The organism is Micromonospora inaquosa (assembly GCF_003857055.1).
In the GTDB taxonomy this organism is placed as follows: Bacteria; Actinomycetota; Actinomycetes; order Mycobacteriales; family Micromonosporaceae; genus Micromonospora; species Micromonospora inaquosa.
The window spans coordinates 100,756-126,943 of the sequence record NZ_QGSZ01000203.1 but is presented as its reverse complement, the minus strand read 5'-3'; the positions used below and the strand labels follow the sequence as shown (position 1 = coordinate 126,943).

Below are 26,188 nucleotides of genomic sequence, written 5' to 3'. Positions count from 1 at the left end.
CCCACGGCCCACCCCGACCACCACGCCGACCACCCCGCCCGCGCAGGGCGGCACCTGGGCGGCCGGCCGGGCGTACCAGGTCGGCGACCAAGTCACCTACGGCGGAGCGACGTACCGCTGCCGGCAGGCGCACACCGCGATCCCGGGCTGGGAGCCGCCGAACGTACCGGCGCTCTGGCTCCAGGTCTGACCGCACGGGTGCGGCCACCGGTCGCACCCGTGTCGCCGCCCTCGCGTGAACGGAGCAACCGGCATGCCCCGTCGTACCCCGCTGTCGTCCCTCGTCAGCGCTCTGCTGCTCAGCGGAGCCTGCGCCGGGTCGCTGCTCACCGGCGCCTGCGCCGGACCGCCCACGGCGAGCCCGTCGGCCCTGCCGCAACCGGCCCCCGCGTCCCCGGCCGGCTCGGTCGCGGCCGGGTCCGCGGGCGTCGGGTCCACGGGCGTCGGGTCCACGGGCGTCGGGTCCGCGGTCGGGGCGGATGCGATGAGCGGGATCGACGTGGTGTTCCTGAGCACCATGGTCGGGCACAGCGAACGCACCCTGCAGATCGTCCGGCTGGTCCGGGACCGGGTGCGCGACGACGCGCTGCGCACCCTGGCCGCCGCCGTCGAGGCGACCGAGGCCGATGAGCTGGCCGCGATGCGCGGCTGGTTGCCCACGACCGGGCCGGGCGCCAGCGCGGCCGCACACCACCACGACGGGCACGGCGACGACGCCGCGCTCGACCGGCTGCGGACCGCGCCGGACGCGGACGTCGACCGGGTGTTGCGCGAGGTGCTCGCCGACCACCAGCGATCGGCCGCCGACCTGGCCCGATCCCACGTCGGCGTCGGCCGCAACGACCGCGTCCGCGACCTGGCCCGGCGCATCGAGCAGTCCCGCACCGCCGAGGTCGAGCTGCTCAGGGGTACGCCCTGAGCGCCGTCATGCCGTGGTTGCCCTGGTCAGCGGGGTTCCAGCTTGATGGAGACCGAGTTGACGCAGTGCCGGGTGTCCTTCGGGGTGAAGCCCTCGCCGTGGAAGACGTGCCCGAGGTGACTGTCGCAGCGGGCGCAGCGGATCTCCGTACGGGCCATGCCGAGGCTGCGGTCCTCGATCTCCTTGACCCGGCCCGGGATGGCGTCGTCGAAGCTCGGCCAGCCGCAGTGCGAGTCGAACTTGGTGTCGCTGGAGAACACCTCCAGCCCGCAGGCGCGGCAGTGGTAGACCCCCTGGGTCTTCGTGTCCACGTACTCGCCGGTCCACGGGCGTTCGGTGCCGGCCTCCCGAAGGACGTGGAACTCCTCGGGGGTCAGTCGGACCCGCCACTCTTCGTCGGTACGGGGCAGCTCGTTGTCGTCAAGACTCACCCGTCAACGGTACGTCGAACGTCGGGGGCGTGGCATATGGTCGCGAGATGGCGGGCACCAAGGCAGCGGTCACCGAGGTCGAGGTGGCCGGGCACAGCGTACGGCTGAGCAGTCCGGACCGGGTGATCTTCCCGCAGCGGGGGTTCACCAAGGCGGACGTCTTCCACTACTACCTCGCCGTCGGCGACGGGATCATGCGCGCCCTGCGGGACCGGCCAACCACCCTGCAACGCTTCCCCGAGGGCGTCGAGGGCGAGGCGTTCTTCCAGAAGCGGGTGCCCACCCGAGGGGTGCCGCCCTGGGTGACGACCGCGCAGATCACCTTCCCGAGCGGTCGGAGCGCGGCGGAGCTCTGCCCGGCCGATCTGGCGCACGTGGCCTGGGCAGCGCAGATGGGCACCATCGTCTTCCACCCGTGGCCGGTGCGGGCCGCCGACGTCGACCGCCCCGACGAGCTGCGCATCGACCTGGACCCGCAGCCCGGCACCGACTTCGCCGACGCGGCGCGGGCCGCCGGCGAGGTCCGCGCGCTCCTCGACGAGCTGGGCGCGACCGGTTGGCCGAAAACCTCCGGCGGCCGGGGCGTGCACGTCTACCTGCGCATCCAACCCCGCTGGACGTTCACCGAGGTGCGCCGGGCCACCATCGCGCTGGCTCGGGAGGTGGAGCGCCGCAACCCCGACCTGGTCACCACCGCCTGGTGGAAGGAGGAGCGCGGCACCCGCGTCTTCGTCGACTTCAACCAGATGGCCCGCGACCGGACGATCGCCTGCGCGTACTCGCTGCGGGCCAACGCGCGGGCCACCGTCTCGACCCCGGTCACCTGGGACGAACTACCCGACGTCGACCCGGACGATTTCGACCTGCGCACCGTCCCGGCCCGGCTCGCCGAGCGCGGTGATCCGCACGCCGGCATCGACGACGCACCGTGGGACATCACCCCGCTGCTGGAGTGGGCCGAGCGCGACGCCGCCGCCGGCCAGGGCGACCTGCCGTACCCGCCGGACCACCCGAAGATGCCCGGCGAGCCCAAGCGCGTGCAGCCCAGCCGCGCCAAGCGCACCCCCGACAGCCCCTGACCGACCCGCTGCGTCACAAACGTGGCTGAGCTGTCCAGGCCAGGAACCTGTCGAACAGCTCCCGTGGGTCGGGTGCCGGCTCGGGATTGAGCTTCAGCAGGTCGGCCGTCGCGTCGAACAGTTGACTCGCCAGGTAGACCGACAGCGCGACCCGGTCGGCCCCGTACTCCACCCGCAGCAACATCCGGGCCAGTCCGCACGGCCAGGTGGCGGCGCACACCCGGCACAGCCACGAAGGCCGGCGCGGCAGGTGCTGGTGCACCGGGTGCAGGCCGCTCAGGGGCGGGTGGTTGCGGCTGGGGGAGGCCTCCGGCGTAGTCATCCGTCAATCGTGACTTCATCCGTTGTCTCTGTCAACGTACTGCGTAGTTGTCGGAGTCTGACGACTGCGCCGCTGTCATCGTCAATGTGTGGACCTCGTCGGGGTGTCGGAGATTCGGGAGATGCTGGGGAACGTGTCCCGGCAGCGTGCGTCCGTGATCGCCAATCAACGGAACTTCCCGGAACCGGTCGCCGTGCTGGCGATGGGAAAGGTCTGGCGGAGGTCGGACGTGGTGGCGTGGATTCGGGAGCACCGGCCGGAGTTGGCCGAGGGGTGACGAAGCCCGCGAACGGGTGGTCCGGCGCGACGGGGATTGTCGTACGCCTGTTCTAGGGTTTGCTCGTGATCGATGAGTTGGCGCGGGCGGAGAGTGCGGTGGCGACCTGCGCCGACGCCGCCGTCTGGGCTCTCTCCGAGCGTGATCTGATCGCGGCGCTCGACGCCACCCACCGGCTTCAGCAGCGGCTGGCGGCGGTGCAGTTGGCCGCGGTCCGCGAGTTGGACGGTCGGGGCACCGCGCTCGCGCAGGGCGCCTCCTCGACGGCGGTGTGGTTGCGCCACCGCCTGCGACTCGATGTTTCCGCCGCCCGTCGGCTGGTCGGCCTCGCCGGCTCGCTCGACGAAGCCCCGCCCGCCGTGCGCGACGCCCTGGCGAGCGGGGCGGTCAGCGTGGAGCAGGCCCGGGTCATCGCCGACACGACCGCCACGGTGTCGGCCTCGGCCGGGGCCGAGGTGGCCGACAAGGCCGTCGGTGTGCTGGTCGAGTGGGCCGGGCAGTTCGACCCCACCCTGCTGCGCAAACTCGGCACCCGCATCCTCGACCACGTGGCCCCCGACCTCGCCGACGCTGCCGCCTCGGCGGCACTGGCCGCCGAGGCCGCCCGAGCCACCCGCGACCGACACGTCACCATCTCCGAACAGGCCGGCGGGCGGCTACGGCTCAGCGGCACCCTCGACGCGGAGGCTGCGGCACTGTTGCGTGCCGTCATCGACCCGCTGAGCGCACCCTCCGGGCCGGACGACCCCCGCTGTGCCGGGCAGCGCCGCCACGATGCCCTCGCGGACGTGTGTCGGCTGGCGCTGCGCACCAGCGAGCTGCCCGAGAACGGCGGCGAGCCGGCGCAGCTCGTCGTCACCGTCGACTACGACGGGCTGGTGCGGCAGTTGGGCGCCGGCACCCTCGATGTCGGCCTGCGGCTCGCCCCCGACACGGTGCGCCGACTGGCGTGTGACGCGGCCATCCTGCCCGCTGTGCTCGGCGGCGCCGGGCAGGTGCTCGACGTGGGCCGACAGCGTCGCCTCGTCACCGGCCCACTGCGTCGGGCGCTGGTGCTGCGCGACGGCGGGTGTGCATTCCCGGGCTGCGACCGCCCACCGCGCTGGTGCGCCGCACACCACATCCGGCACTGGGCCGACGGGGGCCCGACCAGCCTCGACAACGCGGTGCTGCTCTGCGGCCACCACCACCGGCACATCCACCAGACCGAGTGGGTGGTCCGGCTGGGCGACGACGGCCATCCAGAGTTCGTGCCGCCGGCCTGGCTCGATCCCGAGCAGGTCCCGCGCCGCAACCATTACCACCGACGAACGTAAGCCGCTCGCCTTACGACCGACGAACCGGGCCGCTCGGCATCCACCAGGCGGCTGGGGGGCGGACCTTCGGCGGCCTGCCGCTGGGCGACGACCTGCCGTCGTGCCAAGTGGACCTCACCGCGCCGAGAGGACCTCACCGCGCCCGGTGAATCTCGTCGTGCCAATGTGGATCTTGTCGTACTAGTCTGTGCCGCATGGCCATGCGACCGGACGAGTTCTACGACCACGCGGTCGCCGCCGCGGACGACGAGCGCCGCCTTCCCCTGGCGCGTATGACCGGCTGGGAGATCAGCCCGTTCGAGCCGGACGGGCTTCGAGTGACGCCGCTGCGACCGCCGGTGCTCCCGGAGCCGGCGCGGCACGGTGAGGACCCGTCCGACTGCGACGCCTGCCGCAAGCGGGACGAGGGGATCTGGTTCAACGAGCGTTGGCGGTTGATCCGGATCAAAGGTGTGGGTGTCCCGCTGGTGCTCATGCTGTTGCCGCGCGAACACCACGACATGGCGGATCTCCCCGACGAGCTGGCTGCCGAACTCGGGCTGCTGAGCACTCGGATCGTTCGGCACATCCAGGCGCTGCCGCACATCTCACGGGCCCACGTCTACCGCTTCGGAGATGGCGGGGCCCACCTGCACATCTGGTTCTTCGCTCGGCCCGAGGGGCAGGCCCAGTTGTTCGGGTCGTGGCTGGTCCCCTGGGACGACCTGCTGCCGGAATACCCGGCGGACGTGGCCGACGCCGACGCCGACATCGTGGCGGACGCGTTGGTCAAGTCTCACGGAGGTCACCGCCTGTCGGACCCGGGGGATAGTTTGCCGGCATGACGAGCGCCGAGCTGGACGAGTTGATCGTCGCGGATGCCGACGCCCTGCGCGAGTGGCTGTCGGCCAACCACGCCACATCCCCCGGTGTCTGGCTCGCCCTGACCAAGAAGGGCGGCACGGTCACGACGTTGACCTGGCAGCAGGCGGTCGACGAGGGCCTGTGCTTTGGCTGGATCGACGGGCAGGCCCGCAAACGGGACGAGGGGTCGTCCTGGATCCGGTTCACCCCGCGTCGGTCCCGCAGTTCCTGGTCGCAGCGCAACGTGGCGAACGTGGCCCGGCTGGAGGAGCAGGGGCGGATGCTGCCTGCGGGTCTTGCCGCGGTGGAGGCGGCGAAGGCGGACGGGCGGTGGGCGGCCGCGTACGCCCCGCCGTCGGAGGCCGAGGTGCCGGCCGACCTTCTCGCCGCCATCGCCGCCGAGCCCGCCGCCCAGGCGATGTTCGAGGTGCTCACCAAGGCCAACCGGTTCGCTCTCATCCACCGGCTCAACGCCGTCAAGCGGGCGCAGACCCGCGAGCGCAAGATCGTCGACTTCGTCGCCATGCTGGCCCGGCACGAGACGTTCTATCCCCAGAAGGCGAGGCCCGAGAAGGCAGGGCCCGAGAAGGCAGGGCCGCAGAGGGCAGGGCCGCAGACGGCGGGGCCGACGCTGCCGTGAGCCAGCGCCAACCACCCGGCAACCGATTGACTTTCGATAGGTAACGAGCGAAACTCGATGCATGGTTACAGAGCATCGAGCGGTTGCCGCTCTCAGAGTCTTTCTCGTGGTGCTGTTCGGGGTGCTGGTCGTGTTCCAGACCCTCTCGCTGCCCGGCCAGTTCGCGTACATGGCCCAGCAATCGCCGCAGGACGCCCACCTGCGCTGGCCGGCGACCGCCGTGACGGTGTTCTGGGTGCTCTGCGTACAGGTGGTCATCGTCGCGACGTGGCAGTTGCTCAGCCTGGTCAAGAGTGACCGCATCTTCACCGAGGCGTCCCTCAAGTGGGTGGACGCCATCGTCTGGGCCATCGCCGCCGCGTGGGTGGTGCTGGTGGGCGTCTTCCTCTGGGTCGGCTTCAACGCGGACGACCCGGGACTGCCCCTCCTGCTGTTCCTCCTGACGGTGGGCGTCACAGTGCTGGGGCTCCTCATGGTGGTGATGCGGGCGCTGTTGCGGCAGGCCACCACGCTGCGTACCGACATGGAAGCGGTGATCTGATGCCCATCGTCGTCCGCATCGACGTGGAGTTGGCCAAACGCAAGATGAGCGTCGGTGAGTTCGCCGAGCGGGTCGGCCTCACCCCAGCCAACGTGGCGGTGTTGAAGAACGGCCGCGCCAAGGCGGTCCGCTTCAGCACCCTCGAAGCGATGTGCCGAGTGCTCGACTGCCAGCCCGGGGACCTGCTGGAGTGGATCGAGGAGGAAACCCCGTGAGGTACGTCCTGATCGTTCTCACCATCCTCGGGGTCGCTCTCGGCATCGCCGCCGTCGTGCTCGGCGGGGCCGACGACTCCCCGGGTTTGCAGCTCATCGGCGTCCTGCTGGTGATCGGCGCGGTGGTGTTCGGCATCCGCAACCTTCGACGCGGCACCTAGCCGCCCGGCTTCGGCCGACCTTCTCGTAGTAACGATCATGTAACGGGCGCGAACCTTTCCCGGTGGGTGGCCTGTCTTGATGGTCGTCGGCCCGCCAGGGCCAGGGGAGGCGTCGGATGAAGCTGGTGTGGAGGCGGGCCCGCGAGGCGCGCGGGTTGCTGATGGCGGCGGTGATCGCTGCCCTCGTCGCCGTCGCGTTGGTCACTGGGCTGTCCGACTACAACCGTCGGGCGGTCGACGCCGGGCAGCGGGCTCTGGTCGCGGCCTCGCCCGCCGAGGAGCGTGGCCTTCTGGTCAGCGGCTCGGCTGGGCGGGACGCGGCCGAGTTCGCAACCCGGGACAAGGCGGTCCGGGCAGAGCTCGCCACCGGGCTCGGTGGCGTCCCGGTCAGTGTCACCGCCGCCCGTTACGGCACCGGACGGGAGCTGACCGGCGACCTCGGGCAGATCCCGCGTACGGCCGATGACCCGGTCTTCGCGAGCCTGGCCACCCTCGACGATCTCGCCAACCACGCCGAGCTGACCAGCGGAGCCTGGCCCCAACCCGGAGCCAACCCCATCCAGGTGAGCCTGCCCGAGCGGGTCGCCGGCGCCCTCGGCCTGACCGTCGGCGAACGCGTCCCGGTGCGTGACCGGGCCACCGAACGACGGGGAGAGCTGGTGCTCGCCGGCACCTGGCGCCCCCGCGACCCGGCGGACGCGTACTGGCTGCTGGCACCCGGCGTGGGGGCGGGCAGTGCCGTCTCCGGCACCTCGTACGGCCCGTTCACGCTCGACCCGGCGGACTTCGCGGCCACCTTCCCGGGTTCGGTGTCGGCGTCCTGGCTGGCCCAACCCGACCTCGGTGGCGTCGACGTCGCCGACCTGCCCGCCGTTCGGAAAGCCCTCACCGAGGCGCTGTCGGCCGTACCCGAAGCCGCCCAACTGGGCAGCTCCGGGCAGGCGGTGACGAAGATGGCGCAGCTGTTGGACCGGATCGCCCGCGCCGACCTGGTGGGTCGCTCGTCGCTGGCCACCCCGCTGCTGCTCATCCTGGTGCTCGGCGGGTACGCGCTGGTGCTGGTCGCCGCGCTGCTGCACGAGGACCGCCGTCCACAGACCGCGCTGCTGCGCGCCCGCGGCGCCGCCCGTCGGCAGTTGGCCGGCCTGGCCGCCCGGGAGGCGACCCTGGTGGTCGCCCCGGCCGCCGTGCTCGGCCCGCTGATCGCCGGTGAGGCTCTGCGGTACATCCGACCCGGCGGGTCGGACGACGTCTCCACCGCCGGCGGCAACACCACCCTGATCTGGGCGGCGGCAGCGGCCACGGCCGCCGGCTGCCTCGTCGCCATGGTCCTTCCGACGCTGCGCGGCGCCGGGACGTACGTCGCGGACATGGCGGCCCGATCCCGGCCGAACCGGGCCGCGAGCGCCCAACGCGCCAGCGTCGACCTGGTGCTCGTGGCGCTCGCCGTGCTCGCCTGGGTGCAGCTACGCCGCTACGCCTCCCCACTGGCCGGCTCAGGCGGCCGGCTCGGTCTCGACCCGCTGCTGATCGCCGCCCCCACGCTCGGCGTGCTGGCGGGTGCCGTCCTGGCGCTGCGGGTGCTCCCGCCGCTCACCCGGTTCGCGGAGCGGTTCGTCGACCGTCGTCCCTGGACCGCCACCATGTTCGGCATGTGGCAGGCCGGCCGGCGTCCCCACGCCGGTCCGGTCCTGCTGCTCGCCCTCGCCGTCGGCGGCAGCACCCTGGCCTGGTCATTGATCAGCACCGGCGAGCGGTCCCAGGCCGAGCAGGCCGGACACACTGTCGGCGCCGACCTCCGGGTCACCGAACGCGCCGGCGTCGCCCCGCCAGACCGGGCCGGTCAACTCGCCGCGCTGCCGGGTGTCGCCCGGGCGCTGCCGGCGTGGCGCGACGACGTACGGGTCGGCCGGCAGAGCCTGCCGGTGACCGTGATCGGTGTCGACCCGGCCAGCGCCGCCGGTGTCGTCCACCTCGCCGACCGCCTCGCCGACGGGTCGGCCTCCGAGCAGTACCAGCGGATGGTCGAGGCGCGGGGAGCCCTCGGGGGCGTCGAGCTACCCGAGGGCACCCGCACGATCACCGGAACCGTCCGTACGCCCGTGCAACGTTCCCTCGAACCACACCGGATCGCAGTGACGTTGCTGGTCACCAGCGAGGATGGCCTCGCCTTCCGGCTGCCGGCGGTCGAGGCCCCGAGCGACGGGCGGGCGACCCGCTTCACGGTCCAGCTACCGGACGTGGGTGAAGCGCGACTGCGGTTGGCCGGGTTCGAAGCCGACGGCGGGAACGCGGCCGGCGACTCGTACGGGCTCCAGGTGACCGACATGAAGCTGACCGACGCGGCCGGCAAGGCCCACCCGGCCGACCTCACCGGTCAGTGGTCGGCGATCTGGCCCAAGGGACCGCGCGCGGCAGTGCAGTCGAGCGCCAGCGGGATCGTCGCCAACCGCCCGGTGGAGCTCTCGCCGGGAGGGGAGCGCATCGACCAGCCCTCGACCCGGTTCTTTGTCGTACCGGCAACGACCACGACCACGACCGCACCGGTGCTGATGACCCCCCAGGTACGTGAGGCGCTGAGCCTGCAGGTCGGCGACACCGTCGACCTCACGCTCGCCGGGGCGACGCTGCCGGTGCACCTGGTCGGTGAGCTGAGCGCCGTGCCGACCACCACCGGGGCCGGCGTGCTGCTGGACCTGCCCGCAGCGGTCGACGCGCTGATCCGTGCCGACGGGGCGGTGCGACCCGTGCCGGAATGGTGGGTCAGCACCAATGACACGACGGCCGCCGCCCAGGCGGTCAGCGAACTCCCGGGCGTCACCGTGCTCGACCGGGAAGCGGCGGTCGAGGCGGCCGCCGACGACCCGTACTGGCGCGGCTCGCGTACCGGAATGCTCGTCGCCGCGCTCGGCGCGGTGCTGCTCGCCATCGTCGGCCTGATGGTGGACGTGTGGGCCACCGCCCGGCGTCGGCTCGGCGAGTTCGCGGTCCTGTACACCCTCGGCGCGACGCCCCGGCTGATGGCCCGGGCGCTGCTGGCCGAACAGACGTTCCTCGCCGGCATCGGCGTGGGCGTCGGGCTGCTACTCGGCACCGCGGTCGGCGCGACGATGGCCCCACTGGTCATCCTCACCCCGGCCGCTGGCCGGCCGGTCCCTGCGGCGGCGTTCGCGCTGCCGTGGGCGCCAATCGGCCTGACCGCGGTCGGTCTGCTGCTGGCGGCGCTCGCCTTCAGCGCGTTCATCGCCACCGGCATCCGTCAGCGGGTGGCGGCGGCGCAGCTGCGAATCGGGGGAGAACGATGAGCGTCGGGGCAGCCGTCCGGCGGGTCCGGGCGTACGGGGGGCAGTTCCTGCTGCTGGCGGTGCTGACCCTGGTGGTCACGCTGCTGATCAGTGGAGTGCCCCGGCTGGTCAACCGGCTCGCCGAGCAGGGGTTGCGGGCGCAACTCAACAGCGAGCCGGCTGAACGCCGGGACATCTCGTACACCAGCATGATGGCGCCCGCGACGTCGCAGCGGACGGCGATGGGTAACGCCGCGGAGCGGTTCGACGCCCTGGCCACGGCGATGCCGCCGGAGGTGCGCTCGGCGGTGACCGAGCGGTGGTACAGCGTCGAGACCCAGGCGGCCCGGGTGGTCGGGCCGGACCTGGCGGCCCGCAAGCTGCTGCTCGACGTGAGCCTACGAGCCATGCCGGACATTCACGACGCGAGCACCCTCGTCGAGGGGGCGTGGCCGAACGAGACGTACATTCCCGACCGGCCGATCGAGGTGGCGCTCGACGTCGACGTGGCCCGCAAGCTCAACCTGCGCGCCGGCAGTCAACTGCGCGTCGGTAAGACCGATGAGGACGGCAACCTCCTCGGCGGTGACCCGCTGCTGGTGTCCGGGCTGTTCCGCCCCGTCGACCGCCAGAATGGCATCTGGAACACGCTGCCACAGCTGCTGCAGGTCATCGAACCGGTCGGGGACGGCCAGCCGCTCGTCGCCGTCGGTGTCGTCGCGCAGTCGGCCCTCAACAAGCGGGCCGTGGAGGGCTGGCCGATCCAGTCCAACTGGCGGTACCGCCTGGACGTCGACCGGGTCGACGCCCGCAAGCTGGACCAACTGGTCGACGGCCTGCAGGTGATGCAGCGCAACCAGCCGTCGGACCTCACCCTGACCCAGGGCGTCGACGTGCCGTTGCGCGCGTTCGCCGCCCAGATCGAGGCGGTCCGGACCCTGCTCGCGGTGATCGCGGCCGGCGTACTGGCCACCCTGGCGGGGCTCATCGTGCTCGCGGCCAGTCTCGCCACCCGGCGGCGTCGCTCGGAGTTCGTGCTGCTGCGTGCCCGTGGGGCCGGGGCCACCGCCGGCGCCCGGCGTAGCCTCGCCGAGTCGGTGCTGGTGGTGCCGGTCGCCGCGGTGCTGGGCTGGTGGCTGGGCACCCTGGTCCCCGGTTCCCCGGATTCGACAATGCCGTACATCATCGCGGTGACCGTGCTGGTCACGCTCGCACTGCCGTTGGCGACGCTGGCCGCTCCGGCCGGCGGAGCGGAGCGCCGGGACCTGATCCGGATGCGCCCGTCGGCCCGTCGGCTCACCGTCGAGGTCTCCCTGCTGCTCCTGGCCGGGCTCGCCGCGGTGCTGCTGCGCCGGCGTGGCCTGACCCTCGGCGAGGTGGACCCGCTCCTCGTGTCGGTGCCCGTGCTCCTCGCGGTCGCCGCGGCGGTGCTGGCGCTGCGGGCGTACCCCTGGCCGTTGCTGCTGGTCAGTCGGCTGGCCGCGCGTACCCGGGGCAGCGTGGCGTTCCTCGGCACGGCCCGCGCCGGCCGCGCGGCGGTCGCCGCCCCGCTGGTCGTGGTGGTGCTGGCGATCGGCACCGCGGCGTTCTGCGCGGTCGTGGCCGCCGGCGTCGACGCGAGCCGGGAACGCGCCGCCGCGCAGATCGTGCCCGCCGACGCGGTGATCCGCGGGGAGCGCTTCGCACCCGACACCATCGACGAGCTGGGCCGTCTGCCGGGAGTCCGAGCCGTCACACGGGTGCTGTACGAGGACGATGAGCGGCTGGCGGCCGACCAGCTCGGCACCGATGCCTTCGTCGGGCAGACGGACGTGCTGGTGGTCGACGGCTCGGGGCTGGACCTGGTGGCCCGCCAGTCCCAGGTGGACCTGTCGGTTCCGGCCGCGCTGCGCACCGCCCTGCCCGGCCCGGGGCCGCTGCCGGCGATCGTCTCACCGGCGATCGCCGCCGACCTGGCGAAGGCCGGGATGACCGACTCCGCCTTCATCCTGGTGCAGGGCGAGCGGTACGAGTTCCGGGTCGCCGGCACCGAGGACCGTTTCCCGCTGCTGGAGGCGAACGTCAACCGGTTCGTGATCCTGCCCTGGCAGGCCCTGCCGACGCGTACCACCACACCCGTGCCGACCACCCTGCTGATCGCCGGGGACTCGCTGAACGCGGAGACGCTCCGCGTCGCCGGCGACCAGGGGCAGGAGCGCTACCAGCGCGACGGCACGGTCACCGGTCGGGAACGGCTGCTCGGGGTCACCGTCGACACCCGGGCAGACGTCCGCCGTGATCTTCGCGAGGGCGGGGCGAACGGGGTGTTGGCCTTCGGTTTCGTGGGCGGCGCCGTCGGCGGCACCCTGCTCGGACTGTTGGCCATCGCGTTCACCGTGCTGGCCGGCGCGCGCTCCCGGGGTCAGGTGCTGTCCCGGCTGCGTACCCTCGGCCTGTCCCGCCGGCAGTGGCGAGGGCTGCTGCTGGTCGAGTTGACCCCGCTGGTCGCGGTGTCGGTGCTGACCGGCGCGCTCGTCGGCGCGGTCCTGCCCCTGTTGCTCAACCCGGTGCTCGGCCTGTCCGCGTTCACCAGTGGCGTGCCGGTCCGGGTTGCTTTCGAGCCCAGCCTGATCGCCGCGGTGCTCGCGCTCGGGGCGGTCGCCCTCGGCTTCGCGGTCGCCGTCGAGGCCCTGAACAACCGCCGGTTGCGCCTCGGAGAGGTGCTTCGGCTCGGAGAGGAGAGCTGAGATGACCGCTACCGCCCAGACTCCACTGGTGCCTGACCTGGCCGTCCTGCAACAGCGGGCAGCGCTTCGCGCCGCCGAGCGGGCCGGCGGGCAGGACCGCCTACGCGGACACATCGTCTGCGACGGCCTGGTGCGTATCTTCAAGACCGAGGGGGTGGAAGTTGTCGCCCTGCAGGGGCTCGATCTGGTCATCGACCGGGGTGAGCTGGTGGCGATCGTCGGTGCCTCCGGTTCGGGCAAGTCCACCCTGCTCAACATCCTCTCCGGCCTGGACACACCGACCGCCGGCATCGCCCGGGTGGCCGACTACGACCTGCTCTCCCTGTCCGCCAAGCGGCGGCTGAGCTACCGGCGGCAGCTGGTCGGGTTCGTCTGGCAGCAGACCGGCCGCAACCTGCTGCCGTACCTCAACGCGCTGGAGAACGTCGAGCTGCCGATGCAGTTGGCCGGCAAGCGCAGCGCCAAGGCCCGCCGGGCGCGGGCCCGGGAACTGCTCGACCTGGTCGGCGTGGGCTACTGCGCCAACCGGCGGCCGGGCCAGCTCAGCGGCGGCGAGCAGCAGCGGGTCGCGGTGGCGGTGGCGGTGGCCAACGACCCGGAGGTGCTCTTCGCCGACGAGCCGACCGGTGAGCTGGACGAGGCGACCGGCGCGGACGTCTTCGCGGCGCTGCGCACCATCAACGCGGAACTGGGTGTGACCATCGTGGTCGTCACCCACGACCACGCCGTGGCCACGCAGGTCCGCCGGACCGTCGCGATCCGTGACGGCCGAACCGCCTCCGAGGTACGCCGGACCGCTCGAATCGACGCGGACGGCAACACCGAGCTGGTCAGCGAGGAGTACGCGGTGCTGGACCGCAACGGTCGGATGCAGCTGCCGGCGGCGTTCGTCGACGCGCTCTCGCTGAAGGAGCGGGTCCGGCTCGACCTGGAGCCGGACCATGTGCAGGTACGGCCCGGCGACCGGGCCTCGGACGAGCGGGGGGCGCGGGCATGAGCGGGCAGAACACGGTGGTGACCGGCGCGACCGGGTTCGGTGGTGCGCCCGCTGCGCACCCCGGCGAGGTGGTCCGGGTCAGTGGGGTCAGCCGGACCTTCGGCCGAGGTGAGCAGGCCGTGCACGCCGTGCGGGACGTGTCCTTCACGGCCCTGCGGGGCGAGTTGGTCGCCATTCGAGGTCGCTCCGGGGCCGGTAAGACCACGCTGCTGAACCTGATCGGCGGGCTGGACCGACCGGACAGCGGTCAGGTGGTGGTGGCCGGGCACGAGGTGACCTCGGCCGGGGAGGCGGAGCTGCTGCGGCTGCGCCGGGGCACCGTCGGCTTCGTGTTCCAGACCTTCGGGCTGGTGCCGATCCTCTCCGCCGCCGAGAACGTGGGCGTGCCGTTGCGGCTGGCGCAGGTGCCGGCCGCGGAGCGGGAAGAGCGCGTCGCGGTGCTGCTGGAGCTGGTCGGCCTGGGCGGGCACGCCGCGCAGCGCCCGTACGAGCTTTCCGGTGGCCAGCAGCAGCGGGTCGCGGTGGCCCGCGCGTTGGCCAACGAGCCGGACCTGCTCATCGCCGACGAGCCCACCGGTCAGCTCGACTCGGAGACCGGACGGTCCATCATGGACCTGCTGCGCGCGGTGGTGCACGCCCGCGGCATGACGGCCCTGGTGGCCACGCACGACCCGGCCCTGATCGACCTCGCCGACCGGGTGCTCACCCTGCGCGACGGCCGCCTGGTAGACGGCTGACCCTGCCGGACAACGGCCCGCGCGCTCGCTGTGGAGCTGATGTTGTAAACGAATCGCCAGAGGCGACTCGTTTGCGACATCAGCTCCACAGCGTCGGTACGGACGAGGCGCGACGTCGGGTCAGAGCGCGAGCTTCATGCCCTCGTGGCTGGCGACGAAGCCGAGGCCCAGGTAGAAGCGGTGCGCGTCCTCGCGGGTCTTGTCGGTGGTGAGCTGTACCAGCGCGCAGCCACGCTCCCGGGCCTGGTCGATCGCCCAGGTCATCAGGTCCCGGCCCAGCCCCTGCCCACGCCGGTCGGAGCGGACCCGGACCGACTCGATCAAGGAACGCTCGCTGCCGTGCCGGCCGAGGCCGGGGATGTAGGTGATCTGCAGGCAGCCGACCAGTTCGCCATTTTGCTCGGCGACGATCAGTTGGTTGCGCGGGTCCGCGTCGATGGCGGCGAACGCCCTCTCGTATGCCTCGTCGACCTCGGTGAAGTCGCGGGCCTTGCCCAGGACGTCGTCGGCGAGCAGGGCGATGACGGCGGGCAGGTCGGCCCGGACCGCCTCCCGGTAGATCATGTCGGTCACCCGGGCAGAATCTCATAGTGACGGGAATGCGAATGGGTCAGTAGGGGCCGCCCAATTTCTGTCGATTCGCCACCCTTCGATCCACCGCATCGCACGCATTTTACCGTTGTGGGGTGGCTTGCGACGCATGCCGGTGGCCATACGGTGAAGCTCATTGAAGGTATTGATCGTTCTGGCCCATGGCGTCGTGGCCGAACCCTCTGTAGCGTGTGCCGCACATTCGTTGATCACTTTGCCTCGCGGGGGTTTGGCAATGCCGTCGACTCGTTCTCCGTGGCTTTTGTCCATTGTGGCCGGTGCCCTGTTGGCGTCCGCGCTTCAGGTGGCCTGGCCGCCCGATCGTGCCGCGGGCGAGCAGGCGAAATCCTGTGCGGCCGGGTTGTCGCAGACGGCCGAGTCGGAGAGCGCCGCTCAAGCGTTGGCAGAGTCGTGTGACACGCCCGTCGAGGTGCTCGCGGCGGCAACGGAGACGACCAGGGTCTTCGCCCAGCCATCCGGTGATTTCACCTTGGAGTCGTGGGCCGAGCCACGTTGGACCAAGCGGAACGGGTCCTGGCGGCAGATTGACACGATGCTGGCGGTGGGGGCCGACGGCCTCGTGCGCCCGGTCGCCTCGACGGCCGACGTGGTGTTCTCGCCCGGCGGGGCGGGCGCGTTCGCTACCATGACCGGTGCCGGCGCCACCTTCTCACTTGGCTGGCCGAGTGCGCTTCCGTTGGGCGTCATCAACCGGGACACGATTACCTACCCCAATGTCCTGCCTGATGTCGATCTGGTGGTCCGGGCCGAGAAGTCGGGGTTCTCTCACCTGCTCGTAGTCAAGACCGCGGCCGCAGCCAGGAACCCGGCAGTCCGCGAGACGCGGTACGTCGTGGGCGGATCCGCTGACGTGGCGGCCGGGAGCGGGGGAGTCGTCATCTCCGGCCCCGGCGGCGTGCTCGCCGGTGCTCCGCCGGCGTTGGCTTGGGACTCGGCGCCGCCGCCCGTGCCGTCGGGGGATCGGCGTTCAGGGCTCCTTCCGTCGAACGGTGATCATGCGCCTGACGCGCGGTCCAGCGTCCGTGGGCCGACGGAGACTGCGGCAATCGCTCCGGTCTCAGTCCGCGTCGCACACGATGCGATGACGGTGGCCGCAGCTCCAGAAGTGCTCGACAGTGATCACTTCCCGATCTTCATCGATCCCACCTACGACAAAAAGTGGAATCTGTGGGCGCCGGTGAACGACTCCAACCCGGACGTGCCGTGGACCTCAGGCACGTCATGGCCCCGTGAGGTGGCCCGGGTGGGGTCGAACTATGACAACCACGGGGACATCTGGCGGTCACACTTCTACTTCGACACTGCGGTACTGGCGGGACGGAGGCTGACGGGCACGACCAGTGTGGACGCCTACCTGGTGCACACAGGGGCGTGCGGGGGCGAGTCGATCGGCATCTGGCAGACGAACTCACTGGCGAGCAACACCGCCACCTGGAACGGCATGAGCGGGAAGTGGCTGCACGGCGGAGCGTTGCAGACCAAGGTTGGCAAGGCCAACTCCAGCTGCGGCGACTCTGCCACCTGGATGAGCTTCAATGGTTCCGGCATCGGTGACCAAGTCCAGCGGCATGCGGACAACAACTACACGTCGATCACCTTCGGGCTCCGAATGGGGAGCGAGAGCGGCGGTCACTGGGCGAAGTTCGACCCCGCCAACGTCAAGTTGAAGGCGACGTACCAGCACAAGCCGACGTCCCCGGTTGCTATCCGTACGGCTCCGGGCGGCAACTGCAGCACGACATCGCCGGGTCCGTGGGTCAACGTCGCCACCCCGACGTTGTACGGGAAGGCCAGCGATGGCGACGGCTCCGTAAAGGTCGTTTTCGACGTGAACGGGCCGACGAGCCCCGCAGAACAACTCTCCGCATGGACCAACTCGGGCCTGGAGCGCGGCTGGACGACCCCCACGCTTGCCGAGGGCAACTACAACTGGCGGGTACGCGGCACGGACGGGACCGACAGCACCGGCTGGACCGGGCTCTGTTACCTCCGCGTGGACCGTACTGGCCCCACGACACCGGTCATCGCGCGTACCTCGGGGACACCGACCGTCGGCCAACCAGTAACGCTCAGCTTCACCTCCTCCGACGCGCGGTCCGGCATGAAGCAGTTCGCCTACGGCATCGGTGTCGACGCCAAGCAGACATTCAAGGCCTCTACGGGCACGACGTCCGTCACGTTCACCCCGGAAACTGGCCGCACCATCGTTTATGTGTGGGCACAGGACAACGCTGGCAACTACTCGGCAAGGGCTGCCTTCAACTTCTTCACGGGCCGGATCACTGAGGCGCAGTCCCAGGGTGCCTGGCGGCTCGATGGAGACGGACTCGATGATTCCGGCCAGGGCGGTGACCTGACGTTCGGTACCGGGATCGGCTACGGACCAGACCGGAAGGGGAACACAAACGCGGCGATGACCTTCAACGGAACCGGCTGCGCAGAGACGTCCCCGGCGGTCCGGACGGATTCCGAGTACACCATCGCAGGCTGGGCGAAGCTCACTGACAAGTCCGGTACGCGGTCCCTTGTCACACAGGCTGGATCGGCTAGACCATCGGTCTACCTTCAGTACCATGGCGGGAACGACCGCTGGGAGTTGGCGCTGACGAGCGGCGACGTTGATACACCTTCCTTTGCGATTGTCCAAGCCTCCGCGTCGACCCCACTCGGTCAATGGCAGCACGTCGCGGGAACTGTGGACCCGGTTGCCAAGGTGATGAGGCTCTACCTCGACGGTCGACTGTCCGCGGAGGGCGCTATCCCCTTCCCGCTCTGGAACGCTCAGCGCAGGCTTCTCGTGGGATGCGCAGGCGGCGCCACCACGTCCTGGTTCCCGTTCCAGGGATCCGTTGACCACGTCGGCATTTGGCAGGGCCTCCTATCGGATAACCAGATTGCACGAGCCGCCACGGAGCTACCCGCCGGTCTGGTGGGTGACTGGAAGATGCGGGGCAGTGGCGTCGAGGCCACCGGCCGCTCGTCAGACATCTCTGTCCCTGAGGACGCCCACTGGGCCGATGACCAGTACGGGCGGGTCGAGTCGGCGATGGAGTTCGATGGCTCCCAGTGCGTCACCACGGCCGGTCCGGTGATCCGGACCGATGAATCTTTCAGCCTTGCAGCCTGGGTGAAGGTGGCAGCTGTCAGCACTAGAAACCAGACCTTTTTGGGGCAGGATGGCAACCGTGTGAGCGGTTGGTACCTGGGTGTACGTCACTCCGCCGGCGTCCCCTACTGGGCCCTGAATGATGAAGGCCGCCGACGACGAGAATTCGACGTCGCAATGGACCGGTAACGGCACGGCGATGACCAACGACGTAGGCCGATGGACGCACCTGACTGCTGTGTACGACGCCGTGGCGAGCCGGATGAGTCTCTACGTCAACGGGAAGCCGGTCTCGTCCATCACGAGGACCGGAACGCCCTGGCAAGCCAACGGGCCGATGACTGTGGGGTGCGCACTGTACGCCGGTGCGCTCGGCGACCACCTCACGGGCTCTGTTTCCGGAATTCGTGTCTGGCGGGGCGCCCTCGCCGCCAGCGAGGTAGCGGCGGTGCACGGCGGTAACCCGGCAGTGAAGCTGGAGGGGATGTGGCCCCTGGACGGTCCGGCCAGCGACACGCCCACCTACCTGACCGACTGGTCCGGCAACGGCCGGGACCTGACCATCACCGGCCCGTACGCGTGGACGCGCGATCGGGGTTTTGGCCGGGACGGAGCGCTCGGGCTCGAACTGTCCGAGGGTTCCTGCGCGGAAACGTCCGGACCGGCGGTTCGCACCGACGCCTCGTTCACGGTTTCGGCATGGGTTGTGCTGGACCAGACGACCGGCCACCACTCGGTGGTCACGCAGATCGCCACCGGCGCTCCCGGCTTCTTCTTCGGATACAACCCAGGGCCCGACCGGTGGCACTTCGGGATGCCCTCCGCGTCCGGTGGGACTCCTACCTGGCACATCGCCGAATCGCAGCAGGCCCCGGAGCTCGGCAAGTGGACCCACCTGGCCGGCGTCTACGACCTGGCGAAGGGCAAGGTCCGCCTGTACGTCGACGGGGTTCTGCAGGACGAACAGGATGGTCCTTCCTCGCCCTGGATGGCGAGCGGCCCGACCCTCGTCGGATGTAACGGAAATGTGGGCGGGACGCGGAACTCCCGGCTGGGCGGCGTCGTCGACGATGTCCGGCTCTGGACCTCCACCGTCGATCCGGACCGGATCGCCGATCTCGCTGCTGGCTGACCGTCTCCGGTGAGGGTGTGGCCGGACGCCGCAGGCCTCGCCGCACCTGCCGACCTCCCTTTCCTCCTCTCGCCCGTCAGGAAGAGGCCATGTCGAGTTCCCCCGCTCTCCTTTCCCGCCCCCGACGGTTGATCGCCCTGAGCAGCATCGCGGTGCTGGTGGCGTCGACTCTCACCGTGCCCCAAGCCGCCCAGGCATCCCAGGTGCCGTCCGGTGACCGTCCCGTCAACGCGACCAAGGCGGAATCCGTCCGCCGGGTGCCGGTCGACCGGACCCCGCTTCCCGACGACGGCGGCAGGTGGGCGGGGCCGAAGCAGGCGGCCTGGCCGAAGGCGGGTGGGGCCACGCTGGCGGTCGCCGAGACGCGGCGGGAGCGGCAGCTCGATGGCGATCGGCAGTCGGCGTCGGCGGTGCGAGGGCTCGCCGGCGGCTTGCCGGTGACGGCCTCGGCCGTCACCGGCAAGCGTGTCCCTAACCAGGCGCGCGTGGAACTCCTGGACGAGCAGCACTCCCGCCGACTCGGGGTCAGCGGTCCGGTGGTCGTGGTGAACGGCGACGCAGGGACGGTCGACGCGGCCTTTGACTACGCCGAGATCCGGCAGCTCTACGGCGCGGGTTGGGGTGAGCGGCTGACCCTCAAACGGCTACCGGCCTGCGCGGCGACGACCCCGCAGCGGTCGGAGTGCCAGGAGACCGACCCCGTCAAAACGACCAACGACCCGGCCACCAGCACGTTGTCGACCAGGGTCGACCTCTCCGGCGCGGCGCCGATGGTCTTCGCCATCACCGCCGACGAGTCCTCCGAGGAGGGCGACTACAAGGCCACCGACCTGAAGGCGTCGGGATCCTGGACTGCGGGAGACAGCTCCGGAGCGTTCTCCTACTCGAACCCGCTGCGCCTGCCGCCGGCAGAGGGTCCGCTGCCGGAGATGTCGCTGGACTACTCGTCACAGGTGGTCGACGGACGGATGGCCGGCGCCAACAATCAGGCGTCGTGGGTCGGCGACGGGTGGGAGTATGCGCCGGGCTTCATCGAGCGTACCTATGCCACCTGCACGGATGACCGCGACGCTGTCGCCGGCACGGATCCGAACAACAAGGACAAGAAGACCAACGACCAGTGCTGGAAGGGTGACTCACCGAACGTCACGGTCTCGCTCAACGGCACCAACACGTCCCTGATCAAGGATGACGCCACGGGCGTCTGGCGGGCCCAGAGCGACAGCAACTGGCGGATCCAGTTGGAGGGCAGTCCGGCGACGTCGGGCAACGCCACGACCGAGCGGTGGACTGTCACCACGCCCGACGGCACCCGCTACTTCTTCGCCGGCGAGGCCGCCGCGACCGACTCGCGGTGGACGATCCCCGTCTTCGGCAACCACTCCGGCGAGAAGTGCCACGCCACCGCCTTCAAGGACTCGTCCTGCAAGCAGGCATGGCGATGGATGCTCGACAAGACCGTGGACGTGCACGGCAACACGGTCCGCTACTACTACCAGGGCGAGACCGGTCACTACGGCGCGGCTGACGACAAGGACAACCGGCAGTCGTTCACCCGGGGCGGATACCTGACGCGGATCGACTACGGGCTGCACGCCAACCATTCGAGCGTCGCGGCCACCGGGCGGGTGGTGTTCAGCGTCGCCGACCGGTGCCTGGCGACCGAGTGCCACAAGGACGGCAAGCCGGTCAAGGCGAACTGGCCGGACGTGCCGTGGGACAAGGAATGCGACGCGGTGCCCTGCACCGACAAGCTGGCGCCGGTGTTCTTCAGCACCAAGCGACTCACGAAGATCACCACCCAGGTACGCGACGGCAGCGCCTTCCCCGACGTCGAGTCGTGGAGCCTGAGCCACGAGTTCAAAGCGCCGAAGGTGGCCGGCTCGGCGTCGCTGTGGCTCAAGGAGATCGTGCACGCCGGGCACGTCGGTGGCACGGTCACCGACCCGCCGGTGCAGTTCACCGGGGTGGAGTTGGCCAACCGCGCCAATGTCCTGGCGGGAGCGCCCCTGTTCTCTCGGTGGCGGATCCAGAACATCCGCACCGAGTCGGGTGCCGACATCCACGTCACCTACTCCGATGCTGACTGTGACCTGAACGACCTGCCGGGCTCACCGGAGACCAACTCGCGGCTCTGTTACCCCGTGTACTGGACTCCGGACGGGTACACCGATCCGAAGCGTGACTGGTTCCACAAGTACGTGGTCACGGAGATCTCCGAGATCGACCGAACCGCCGATCAGCCGGCGATCACGACTCGGTACGAGTACAGCACCGACGGCGGTGGCACGTCGGTGCTGTGGGGCTACGACGATGGTGAGTTCACCAAGAAGAAGCACCGCACGTACGGGCAGTGGCGTGGTTACTCCCAGGTGGTCACCCAGGTCGGCGAGCCGGGACGGGGCGTACCGCTGACCACCCGCAAGCGGTTCTACCGGGGCCTGCACGACCAGCCGCTGCCAGGCGGTGGCCGGCGCAACGTACAGGTGTCCGACTCCGAGACCAACACGTTCTCGGACCAGGCGGCGCTGGCCGGTTCCCCACTCGAGGAGGCGAGCCTCGACGGGTCGACCATCGTCGAGGCGTCCACCACGCAGTACTGGACCCGCCAGACAGCCGCGCGCAGCCACTCCGGGGGCACCGACCGGGCGTACCTCACCGGCCCGTCCGTGGAGAAGACCCGCAAGTTGCTCGCGCCGAACAAGTGGGCGCGGACCGAAACCCGCACCACCTATGACTCGGACGGCCAACCGGAGACGGTGTCCGATCTGGGGGACACCGCCCGTACCGGCGACGAGACCTGCAGCACCACCACGTACGTCAAGAACGGCACCGCGTGGATCCGGGCGGCCGTGTCCCGGGTGGAGACGGTCGCCAAGGCATGTGGCGAGACGGTGACCCGCCCGGCGGACGTCATCTCCGACGTCCGGACCTACCACGACGGCTCGGACACTCACGGCTCCGCTCCCAGCAAGGGCATGGTGACCCGCGAGGACACCCTCGACACCTGGAACGGCGGACCCGTCTACGCCACCACCTCCCGGAGCAGCTACGACGCGCTCGGGCGGATCGAGAGCGCGACGGACGCCCGCGGTGGGGTCACCACCACCACGTACACACCTGCGGGCCCGGGCCCGGTCACCCAGACGGTCACCGTCAACCCACTCCAGCACAAGACGACCACCACCCAACAACCGGCCTGGGCCGAGCCGACCTCGGTGGTGGACGCCAACAACAAGCGCACCGACCTGGCACACGACCCGTTGGGGCGGCTCACCAAGGTGTGGCTGCCGGGCCGGGCCAAGGCGACCAAGACCCCGAACCTGGAGTTCGGCTACCGGGTACGTGCCGACGGACCGCTCGCCGTCACCACCAAGCGACTCGGACCCAACGAGACCTACATCACCGAGATCGGGCTCTTCGACTCGCTGTACCGGCCTGTCCAGACCCAGGAGGCCTCCCTCGGTGGGCAGCGCCTGGTCGAGTCGACCGGTTACAACGACCGGGGCCTGGAGGCGCACCGGGCAGGTCCGGCGTACATCACCGGCGCACCGGCCAACGAGCTGCTGCAACTGAATCCGGGCGAGGACCGCGTACGCACGGTCCTGAGTCACGACGCCCTCGGACGAGTCGTCAACGAGGGGACATGGTCGGGCGACAGCCAGTTGTGGGCCACGGTCACCGGCTACGGCGGCAACCCGGACGGCTGGCAGGTGGCGGTCACCCCGCCGCGGGGCGGCACGGCCACCGCGACCATCAGCGACGTCCACGACCGGACCACCGAGCTCCGGCAGTTCCATGGGCTCACCCCGAGCGGCGGGTACGACGCCACCAAGTACACGTACACCCCGCGCGGAGACCTGGCGACCGTGACCGGCCCGACCGGCAAGGTGTGGCAGTACGGGTACGACCTGCGCGGCCGGGAGGTGCGCACGCTCGACCCGGACAAGGGCGAGACGACCGTCACCTACGACAACAACGACGACGTGACCTCGTCGAAGAACGCACTCGACGACGTGGTCTCCACCGAGTACGACGTCCTCGGACGGCAGAAGAAGCGTCTGGTCAACGGTCAGCTCGCCGCCGAGTGGACGTACGACACTGTGGCGAAGGGGCACCTGTCCAAGCAGGTGTCGACCGTCGACGGACACCAGTTCGTCCGCGAGGTCTTCGCGTACAGCGACGCCTACCAGGTCGCCGACGAGGAGGCGCGCATCCCGGCGATGCCGGGCCTGGGGACGGCGGCCGGGACGTACGTCTCGACGTACACCTTCAAGGCCGACGGATCGCCCGACCGGATGAGCGTTCCCAAGGCCGGTGCCCTGGAGCGGGAGGTGATCGCCCACACATACGACGACCTGGGCAACGTCACCCGGCTCGTGGGCACGTCGTACCCGTCGGGAACGAACACCGTCTACGTCGACGCCGCAACCTACTCGCCCTACGGCGAGGTGCTGAAGCGCACCCTCGGGGTCAACAACAAGCCGCAGGCGTACCAGACCTACGTCTACGACGACCCGACCCGTCGGCTCAAGGAGTTCTATTTCGACCGGGACGCGACAGTCAACAACGTCGCCGCCCTCTCCTACGACTACGACCACGAGGGCAACGTCCTGTCGATGGCGAACACGCCGCTCGACAACGACGACAAGCCTCGACCTGGCGACAGTGACGTCCAGTGCTTCCAGTACGACCAGTTGAGGCGGCTCACCCAGGCGTGGACGCAGGCGACCACTACCTGTGCCGCGGATCCGACCGCGGGCGGCATCGGCGGTAAGTCGCCGTACTGGAAGGCGTACGCCTACCACGCTGACGGCTCCCGCAAGTCCGTCACCGACCGTCGTACCGGTTCCGCCTCCGATTACGGGTACGCCGCAGCCAACGCTGCCCAGCCACACGCGGTTCGGACCGTGACCACCGGCAGCCGGGTGGACCACTACGACTGGGATGCCACGGGCAACCTCACCTACCGCAAGGTCGACGGTGTCACCGAGAACCTGGAGTGGAACCCCCAGGGCAAACTCCAGAAAATCACCGGACCGGGCGGCGCGACCCGGATGGTCTACGACGCCGATGGCAACCGGATCGCCCGAATCGACCCGAACGGTCAGGCCACCGTCTTCGTCGCCGGGCAGGAACTGGTCGTTCAGGGTCAGGACACCACGGCCACCCGGTACTACGAGCACGCCGGCGACATTGTCGCGTCCCGGGCCGCGTCCACCGCGACCGGCCCCAAGGACCTGACCTGGCTCGCCGCCGATCAGCACGACTCGGCGCACTGGGCGGTCAACTCGGTCACCCGGGTGGACACGGTCCGATTCTCGGACCCGTTCGGGAACGCCCGATCGGGCGGCACCGGCGGCACCTGGCCCTCCGGCCAGCGGGGCTTCGTGGGCGGCATCAGCGACCCGACCGGCCTGTCGCTGCTGGGTGCCCGCTTCTACGACGCGGCGCTGGGCGCGTTCATCTCCGTCGATCCGGAGACCGACGAGTACGAGCCGCAGCGGATGCACCCGTTCGCCTACGCGAACAACAACCCGGTCACCTTCGCCGACCCGGACGGCCTCTTCTTCGGAAAGATCAAGAATGCGGCCAGCCGAGCCGCCAACGCGGTGGCCAACACCGCCAAGTCGGCGGTTAAGACTGTGGTCAACAACGCGGGCACCATCTCCGCGGTCGCGGGCGGGATAGCCATGGTGGCGGCGGTGCTGCCGCCCCCGGCCCAGGTGGTGGCGGTTGCCGCCGGTGCCGTTGCGGCGGTCGCCGGCGCGATCGACACGGCGAAGACCTGCGCGGGTGGAAACGCTGCGGGCTGCGCCATGGGTGTCGCATCGATGGTTCCGGGAGTCCGGCAGGCCAAGACGGCTGCTCGTGGTGCCGGCGCGGTCAAGAACGCCGTCAAAAACAAGCCCACCACCTGCAAAACGCCGAATAGTTTCCTGCCGGGGACTGCGGTGCTGATGGCCGACGGCAGCTACAAGGCAATCGAACAGATCGAAGTCGACGATGTTGTCTGGGCGACGGACCCGGAAGCTGGCGAAGAGGGTGCCCGTCCAGTTACTGCTCTGATCACGGGCGACGGAATAAAGCAGCTCGTCGACATCAGCATCGACTCAAATCGTGACGGAGAGACTGACGGTGTCGTTACTGCCACGGACCAGCACCCGTTCTGGGTCGACGGGCAGCGCCAATGGCTCGACGCGCAGCACTTGCGTCCCGGTGATCAACTACTGACTCCGGACGGCGCTCGTGTCGCCGTCCTTGCTGTCCTCGCCTACGGTGCTGTCGCCACAGTCCACAACCTGACTGTCAGTGACATCCACACGTTCTACGTGCGAGCGGGCGGCACCCCGGTACTGGTGCACAACTGTGGCATTGACGACGGCGCCGAAGGGCGGCTTGGTGAGCTCGTTGATGACATAACCGCCGGCGCTGTGAAGAATGAGCGGCCTGGTACGGTCAGTGAGAGTGTAGGTGTTCTGCCATCTGGCTTATTGGTCGCAGTGCATACTACGTCGGCTACCTCGGGTCGGAAGCCTTGGAAGCTTCTCTCGGCCCTCACTGCATGCAGTCATCCTCATGGTGGTTGCAGTGAAGTGCACGGCATAGGCAGGCTGATGAATCTTGGTGCAAAACCGATTTCAGTGACAACGATGGGTATTCTTTCGAAGCGAATCGGAAGGCAGTGGCATAGACGATTGATGGATCCATGCCGTGGCTGTAAGCGCTTGCTTCCTATGTTGAAGATCAGTTCCCGAGGAGCCTCCAAGTCGCCAGCGACGAATACGGTACCGCAGTATGTGCCGGGACGTGTCGGAGGTATCTGATTCGTGCGACCGTATTGGAGGTG

General features: G+C 70.1%; 20 protein-coding genes. 17 read left to right on the top strand and 3 right to left on the bottom strand.

Annotated features, from left to right (window positions below):
- Both DLJ59_RS15030 and DLJ59_RS15025 read left to right on the top strand, forming a co-directional pair.
- On the top strand, window positions 1-190 hold a 190-nt coding region (locus DLJ59_RS15030; RefSeq protein ID WP_341869594.1), incomplete at its 5' end, for a carbohydrate-binding protein.
- 63 nt (window positions 191-253) lie between these two features.
- On the top strand, window positions 254-919 hold the full coding sequence (locus tag DLJ59_RS15025) for a DUF305 domain-containing protein (RefSeq protein ID WP_124773121.1): 666 nt from the start codon (window positions 254-256) through the stop codon (window positions 917-919).
- A 26-nt stretch (window positions 920-945) separates the two neighbouring features.
- Here DLJ59_RS15025 and msrB read toward each other — a convergent pair whose 3' ends face one another.
- A complete protein-coding gene (gene msrB, locus DLJ59_RS15020) occupies window positions 946-1,350 on the bottom strand; it encodes a peptide-methionine (R)-S-oxide reductase MsrB (RefSeq protein WP_124773120.1) in 405 nt (134 codons plus the stop codon).
- A gap of 47 nt (window positions 1,351-1,397) precedes the next feature.
- Between msrB and ligD the strand changes: the two genes are divergently transcribed.
- Window positions 1,398-2,429 carry a non-homologous end-joining DNA ligase gene (ligD, locus tag DLJ59_RS15015; protein ID WP_124773119.1) on the top strand — a complete coding sequence of 344 codons (1,032 nt, stop codon included), beginning with the start codon at window positions 1,398-1,400 and terminating at the stop codon, window positions 2,427-2,429.
- Window positions 2,430-2,442: 13 nt separating this feature from the next.
- Here the strand turns inward: ligD and DLJ59_RS15010 are convergent, their stop codons facing one another.
- Window positions 2,443-2,751 (bottom strand): hypothetical protein, encoded by a 309-nt coding sequence (locus tag DLJ59_RS15010; RefSeq protein WP_244236028.1) that lies wholly within the window; start codon window positions 2,749-2,751, stop codon window positions 2,443-2,445.
- Between the two features lie 88 nt (window positions 2,752-2,839).
- Here DLJ59_RS15010 and DLJ59_RS15005 point away from each other — a divergent pair, with 88 nt between their 5' ends.
- The 11 genes from DLJ59_RS15005 to DLJ59_RS14960 all read left to right on the top strand — a co-directional run bounded on the left by DLJ59_RS15005 (window position 2,840) and on the right by DLJ59_RS14960 (window position 14,488).
- The gene (locus tag DLJ59_RS15005; RefSeq protein WP_124773118.1) at window positions 2,840-3,028 is read left to right on the top strand and encodes a hypothetical protein; all 189 of its coding nucleotides are present in this window, start codon (window positions 2,840-2,842) and stop codon (window positions 3,026-3,028) included.
- A 65-nt stretch (window positions 3,029-3,093) separates the two neighbouring features.
- Window positions 3,094-4,344, top strand: coding sequence for an HNH endonuclease signature motif containing protein (locus DLJ59_RS15000; protein ID WP_124773117.1), 1,251 nt, complete (start codon window positions 3,094-3,096; stop codon window positions 4,342-4,344).
- Between the two features lie 194 nt (window positions 4,345-4,538).
- Window positions 4,539-5,168: an HIT family protein gene (locus DLJ59_RS14995; protein ID WP_124773116.1), complete on the top strand. Its 630-nt coding sequence runs from the start codon at window positions 4,539-4,541 to the stop codon at window positions 5,166-5,168.
- Window positions 5,165-5,827 (top strand): YdeI/OmpD-associated family protein, encoded by a 663-nt coding sequence (locus DLJ59_RS14990; protein WP_124773115.1) that lies wholly within the window; start codon window positions 5,165-5,167, stop codon window positions 5,825-5,827. Before DLJ59_RS14995 ends, DLJ59_RS14990 begins: the two co-directional genes overlap by 4 nt.
- Window positions 5,828-5,888: 61 nt before the next feature.
- Window positions 5,889-6,368 carry a DUF2975 domain-containing protein gene (locus DLJ59_RS14985; protein WP_124773114.1) on the top strand — a complete coding sequence of 160 codons (480 nt, stop codon included), beginning with the start codon at window positions 5,889-5,891 and terminating at the stop codon, window positions 6,366-6,368.
- Window positions 6,368-6,583 carry a helix-turn-helix domain-containing protein gene (locus tag DLJ59_RS14980; protein WP_124773113.1) on the top strand — a complete coding sequence of 72 codons (216 nt, stop codon included), beginning with the start codon at window positions 6,368-6,370 and terminating at the stop codon, window positions 6,581-6,583. Before DLJ59_RS14985 ends, DLJ59_RS14980 begins: the two co-directional genes overlap by 1 nt.
- On the top strand, window positions 6,580-6,744 hold the full coding sequence (locus DLJ59_RS36610; RefSeq protein ID WP_167493855.1) for a hypothetical protein: 165 nt from the start codon (window positions 6,580-6,582) through the stop codon (window positions 6,742-6,744). Before DLJ59_RS14980 ends, DLJ59_RS36610 begins: the two co-directional genes overlap by 4 nt.
- Before the next feature lie 116 nt (window positions 6,745-6,860).
- Complete coding sequence (locus tag DLJ59_RS14975; RefSeq protein ID WP_124773112.1) at window positions 6,861-10,049, top strand: ABC transporter permease; 3,189 nt, start codon at window positions 6,861-6,863, stop codon at window positions 10,047-10,049.
- Complete coding sequence (locus DLJ59_RS14970) at window positions 10,046-12,754, top strand: FtsX-like permease family protein (RefSeq protein ID WP_124773111.1); 2,709 nt, start codon at window positions 10,046-10,048, stop codon at window positions 12,752-12,754. The genes DLJ59_RS14975 and DLJ59_RS14970 overlap by 4 nt, the downstream gene beginning before the upstream one ends.
- Before the next feature lies 1 nt (window position 12,755).
- Window positions 12,756-13,751 (top strand): ABC transporter ATP-binding protein, encoded by a 996-nt coding sequence (locus DLJ59_RS14965; RefSeq protein ID WP_124773110.1) that lies wholly within the window; start codon window positions 12,756-12,758, stop codon window positions 13,749-13,751.
- The gene (locus DLJ59_RS14960; RefSeq protein ID WP_244236027.1) at window positions 13,748-14,488 is read left to right on the top strand and encodes an ABC transporter ATP-binding protein; all 741 of its coding nucleotides are present in this window, start codon (window positions 13,748-13,750) and stop codon (window positions 14,486-14,488) included. Before DLJ59_RS14965 ends, DLJ59_RS14960 begins: the two co-directional genes overlap by 4 nt.
- A gap of 120 nt (window positions 14,489-14,608) precedes the next feature.
- Here the strand turns inward: DLJ59_RS14960 and DLJ59_RS14955 are convergent, their stop codons facing one another.
- Complete coding sequence (locus DLJ59_RS14955; RefSeq protein ID WP_124773109.1) at window positions 14,609-15,061, bottom strand: GNAT family N-acetyltransferase; 453 nt, start codon at window positions 15,059-15,061, stop codon at window positions 14,609-14,611.
- A 154-nt stretch (window positions 15,062-15,215) separates the two neighbouring features.
- Between DLJ59_RS14955 and DLJ59_RS14950 the strand changes: the two genes are divergently transcribed.
- The 3 genes from DLJ59_RS14950 to DLJ59_RS14940 all read left to right on the top strand — a co-directional run bounded on the left by DLJ59_RS14950 (window position 15,216) and on the right by DLJ59_RS14940 (window position 26,165).
- Window positions 15,216-18,395, top strand: a complete 3,180-nt coding sequence (locus tag DLJ59_RS14950; RefSeq protein ID WP_124773108.1) for a LamG domain-containing protein — start codon at window positions 15,216-15,218, stop codon at window positions 18,393-18,395.
- Between the two features lie 10 nt (window positions 18,396-18,405).
- Window positions 18,406-19,338: a LamG-like jellyroll fold domain-containing protein gene (locus DLJ59_RS14945; RefSeq protein ID WP_158630836.1), complete on the top strand. Its 933-nt coding sequence runs from the start codon at window positions 18,406-18,408 to the stop codon at window positions 19,336-19,338.
- Window positions 19,339-19,427: 89 nt separating this feature from the next.
- Window positions 19,428-26,165, top strand: coding sequence for a polymorphic toxin-type HINT domain-containing protein (locus DLJ59_RS14940; protein WP_124773106.1), 6,738 nt, complete (start codon window positions 19,428-19,430; stop codon window positions 26,163-26,165).
- Window positions 26,166-26,188 lie beyond the last annotated feature (23 nt).

Bases quoted from the DNA above. Each gene is read 5' to 3' on its own strand.
- DLJ59_RS14980 (WP_124773113.1), top strand. From the start codon at position 6,368: ATGCCCATCGTCGTCCGCATCGACGTGGAGTTGGCCAAACGCAAGATG.
- DLJ59_RS14985 (WP_124773114.1), top strand. From the start codon at position 5,889: ATGGTTACAGAGCATCGAGCGGTTGCCGCTCTCAGAGTCTTTCTCGTG.
- DLJ59_RS14990 (WP_124773115.1), top strand. From the start codon at position 5,165: ATGACGAGCGCCGAGCTGGACGAGTTGATCGTCGCGGATGCCGACGCC.
- DLJ59_RS15010 (WP_244236028.1), bottom strand. From the start codon at position 2,751: ATGACTACGCCGGAGGCCTCCCCCAGCCGCAACCACCCGCCCCTGAGC.
- DLJ59_RS14970 (WP_124773111.1), top strand. From the start codon at position 10,046: ATGAGCGTCGGGGCAGCCGTCCGGCGGGTCCGGGCGTACGGGGGGCAG.
- DLJ59_RS14960 (WP_244236027.1), top strand. From the start codon at position 13,748: ATGAGCGGGCAGAACACGGTGGTGACCGGCGCGACCGGGTTCGGTGGT.
- DLJ59_RS14965 (WP_124773110.1), top strand. From the start codon at position 12,756: ATGACCGCTACCGCCCAGACTCCACTGGTGCCTGACCTGGCCGTCCTG.
- DLJ59_RS15025 (WP_124773121.1), top strand. From the start codon at position 254: ATGCCCCGTCGTACCCCGCTGTCGTCCCTCGTCAGCGCTCTGCTGCTC.
- DLJ59_RS14995 (WP_124773116.1), top strand. From the start codon at position 4,539: ATGGCCATGCGACCGGACGAGTTCTACGACCACGCGGTCGCCGCCGCG.
- ligD (WP_124773119.1), top strand. From the start codon at position 1,398: ATGGCGGGCACCAAGGCAGCGGTCACCGAGGTCGAGGTGGCCGGGCAC.
- DLJ59_RS14940 (WP_124773106.1), top strand. From the start codon at position 19,428: ATGTCGAGTTCCCCCGCTCTCCTTTCCCGCCCCCGACGGTTGATCGCC.
- DLJ59_RS14945 (WP_158630836.1), top strand. From the start codon at position 18,406: ATGACCAACGACGTAGGCCGATGGACGCACCTGACTGCTGTGTACGAC.
- DLJ59_RS14975 (WP_124773112.1), top strand. From the start codon at position 6,861: ATGAAGCTGGTGTGGAGGCGGGCCCGCGAGGCGCGCGGGTTGCTGATG.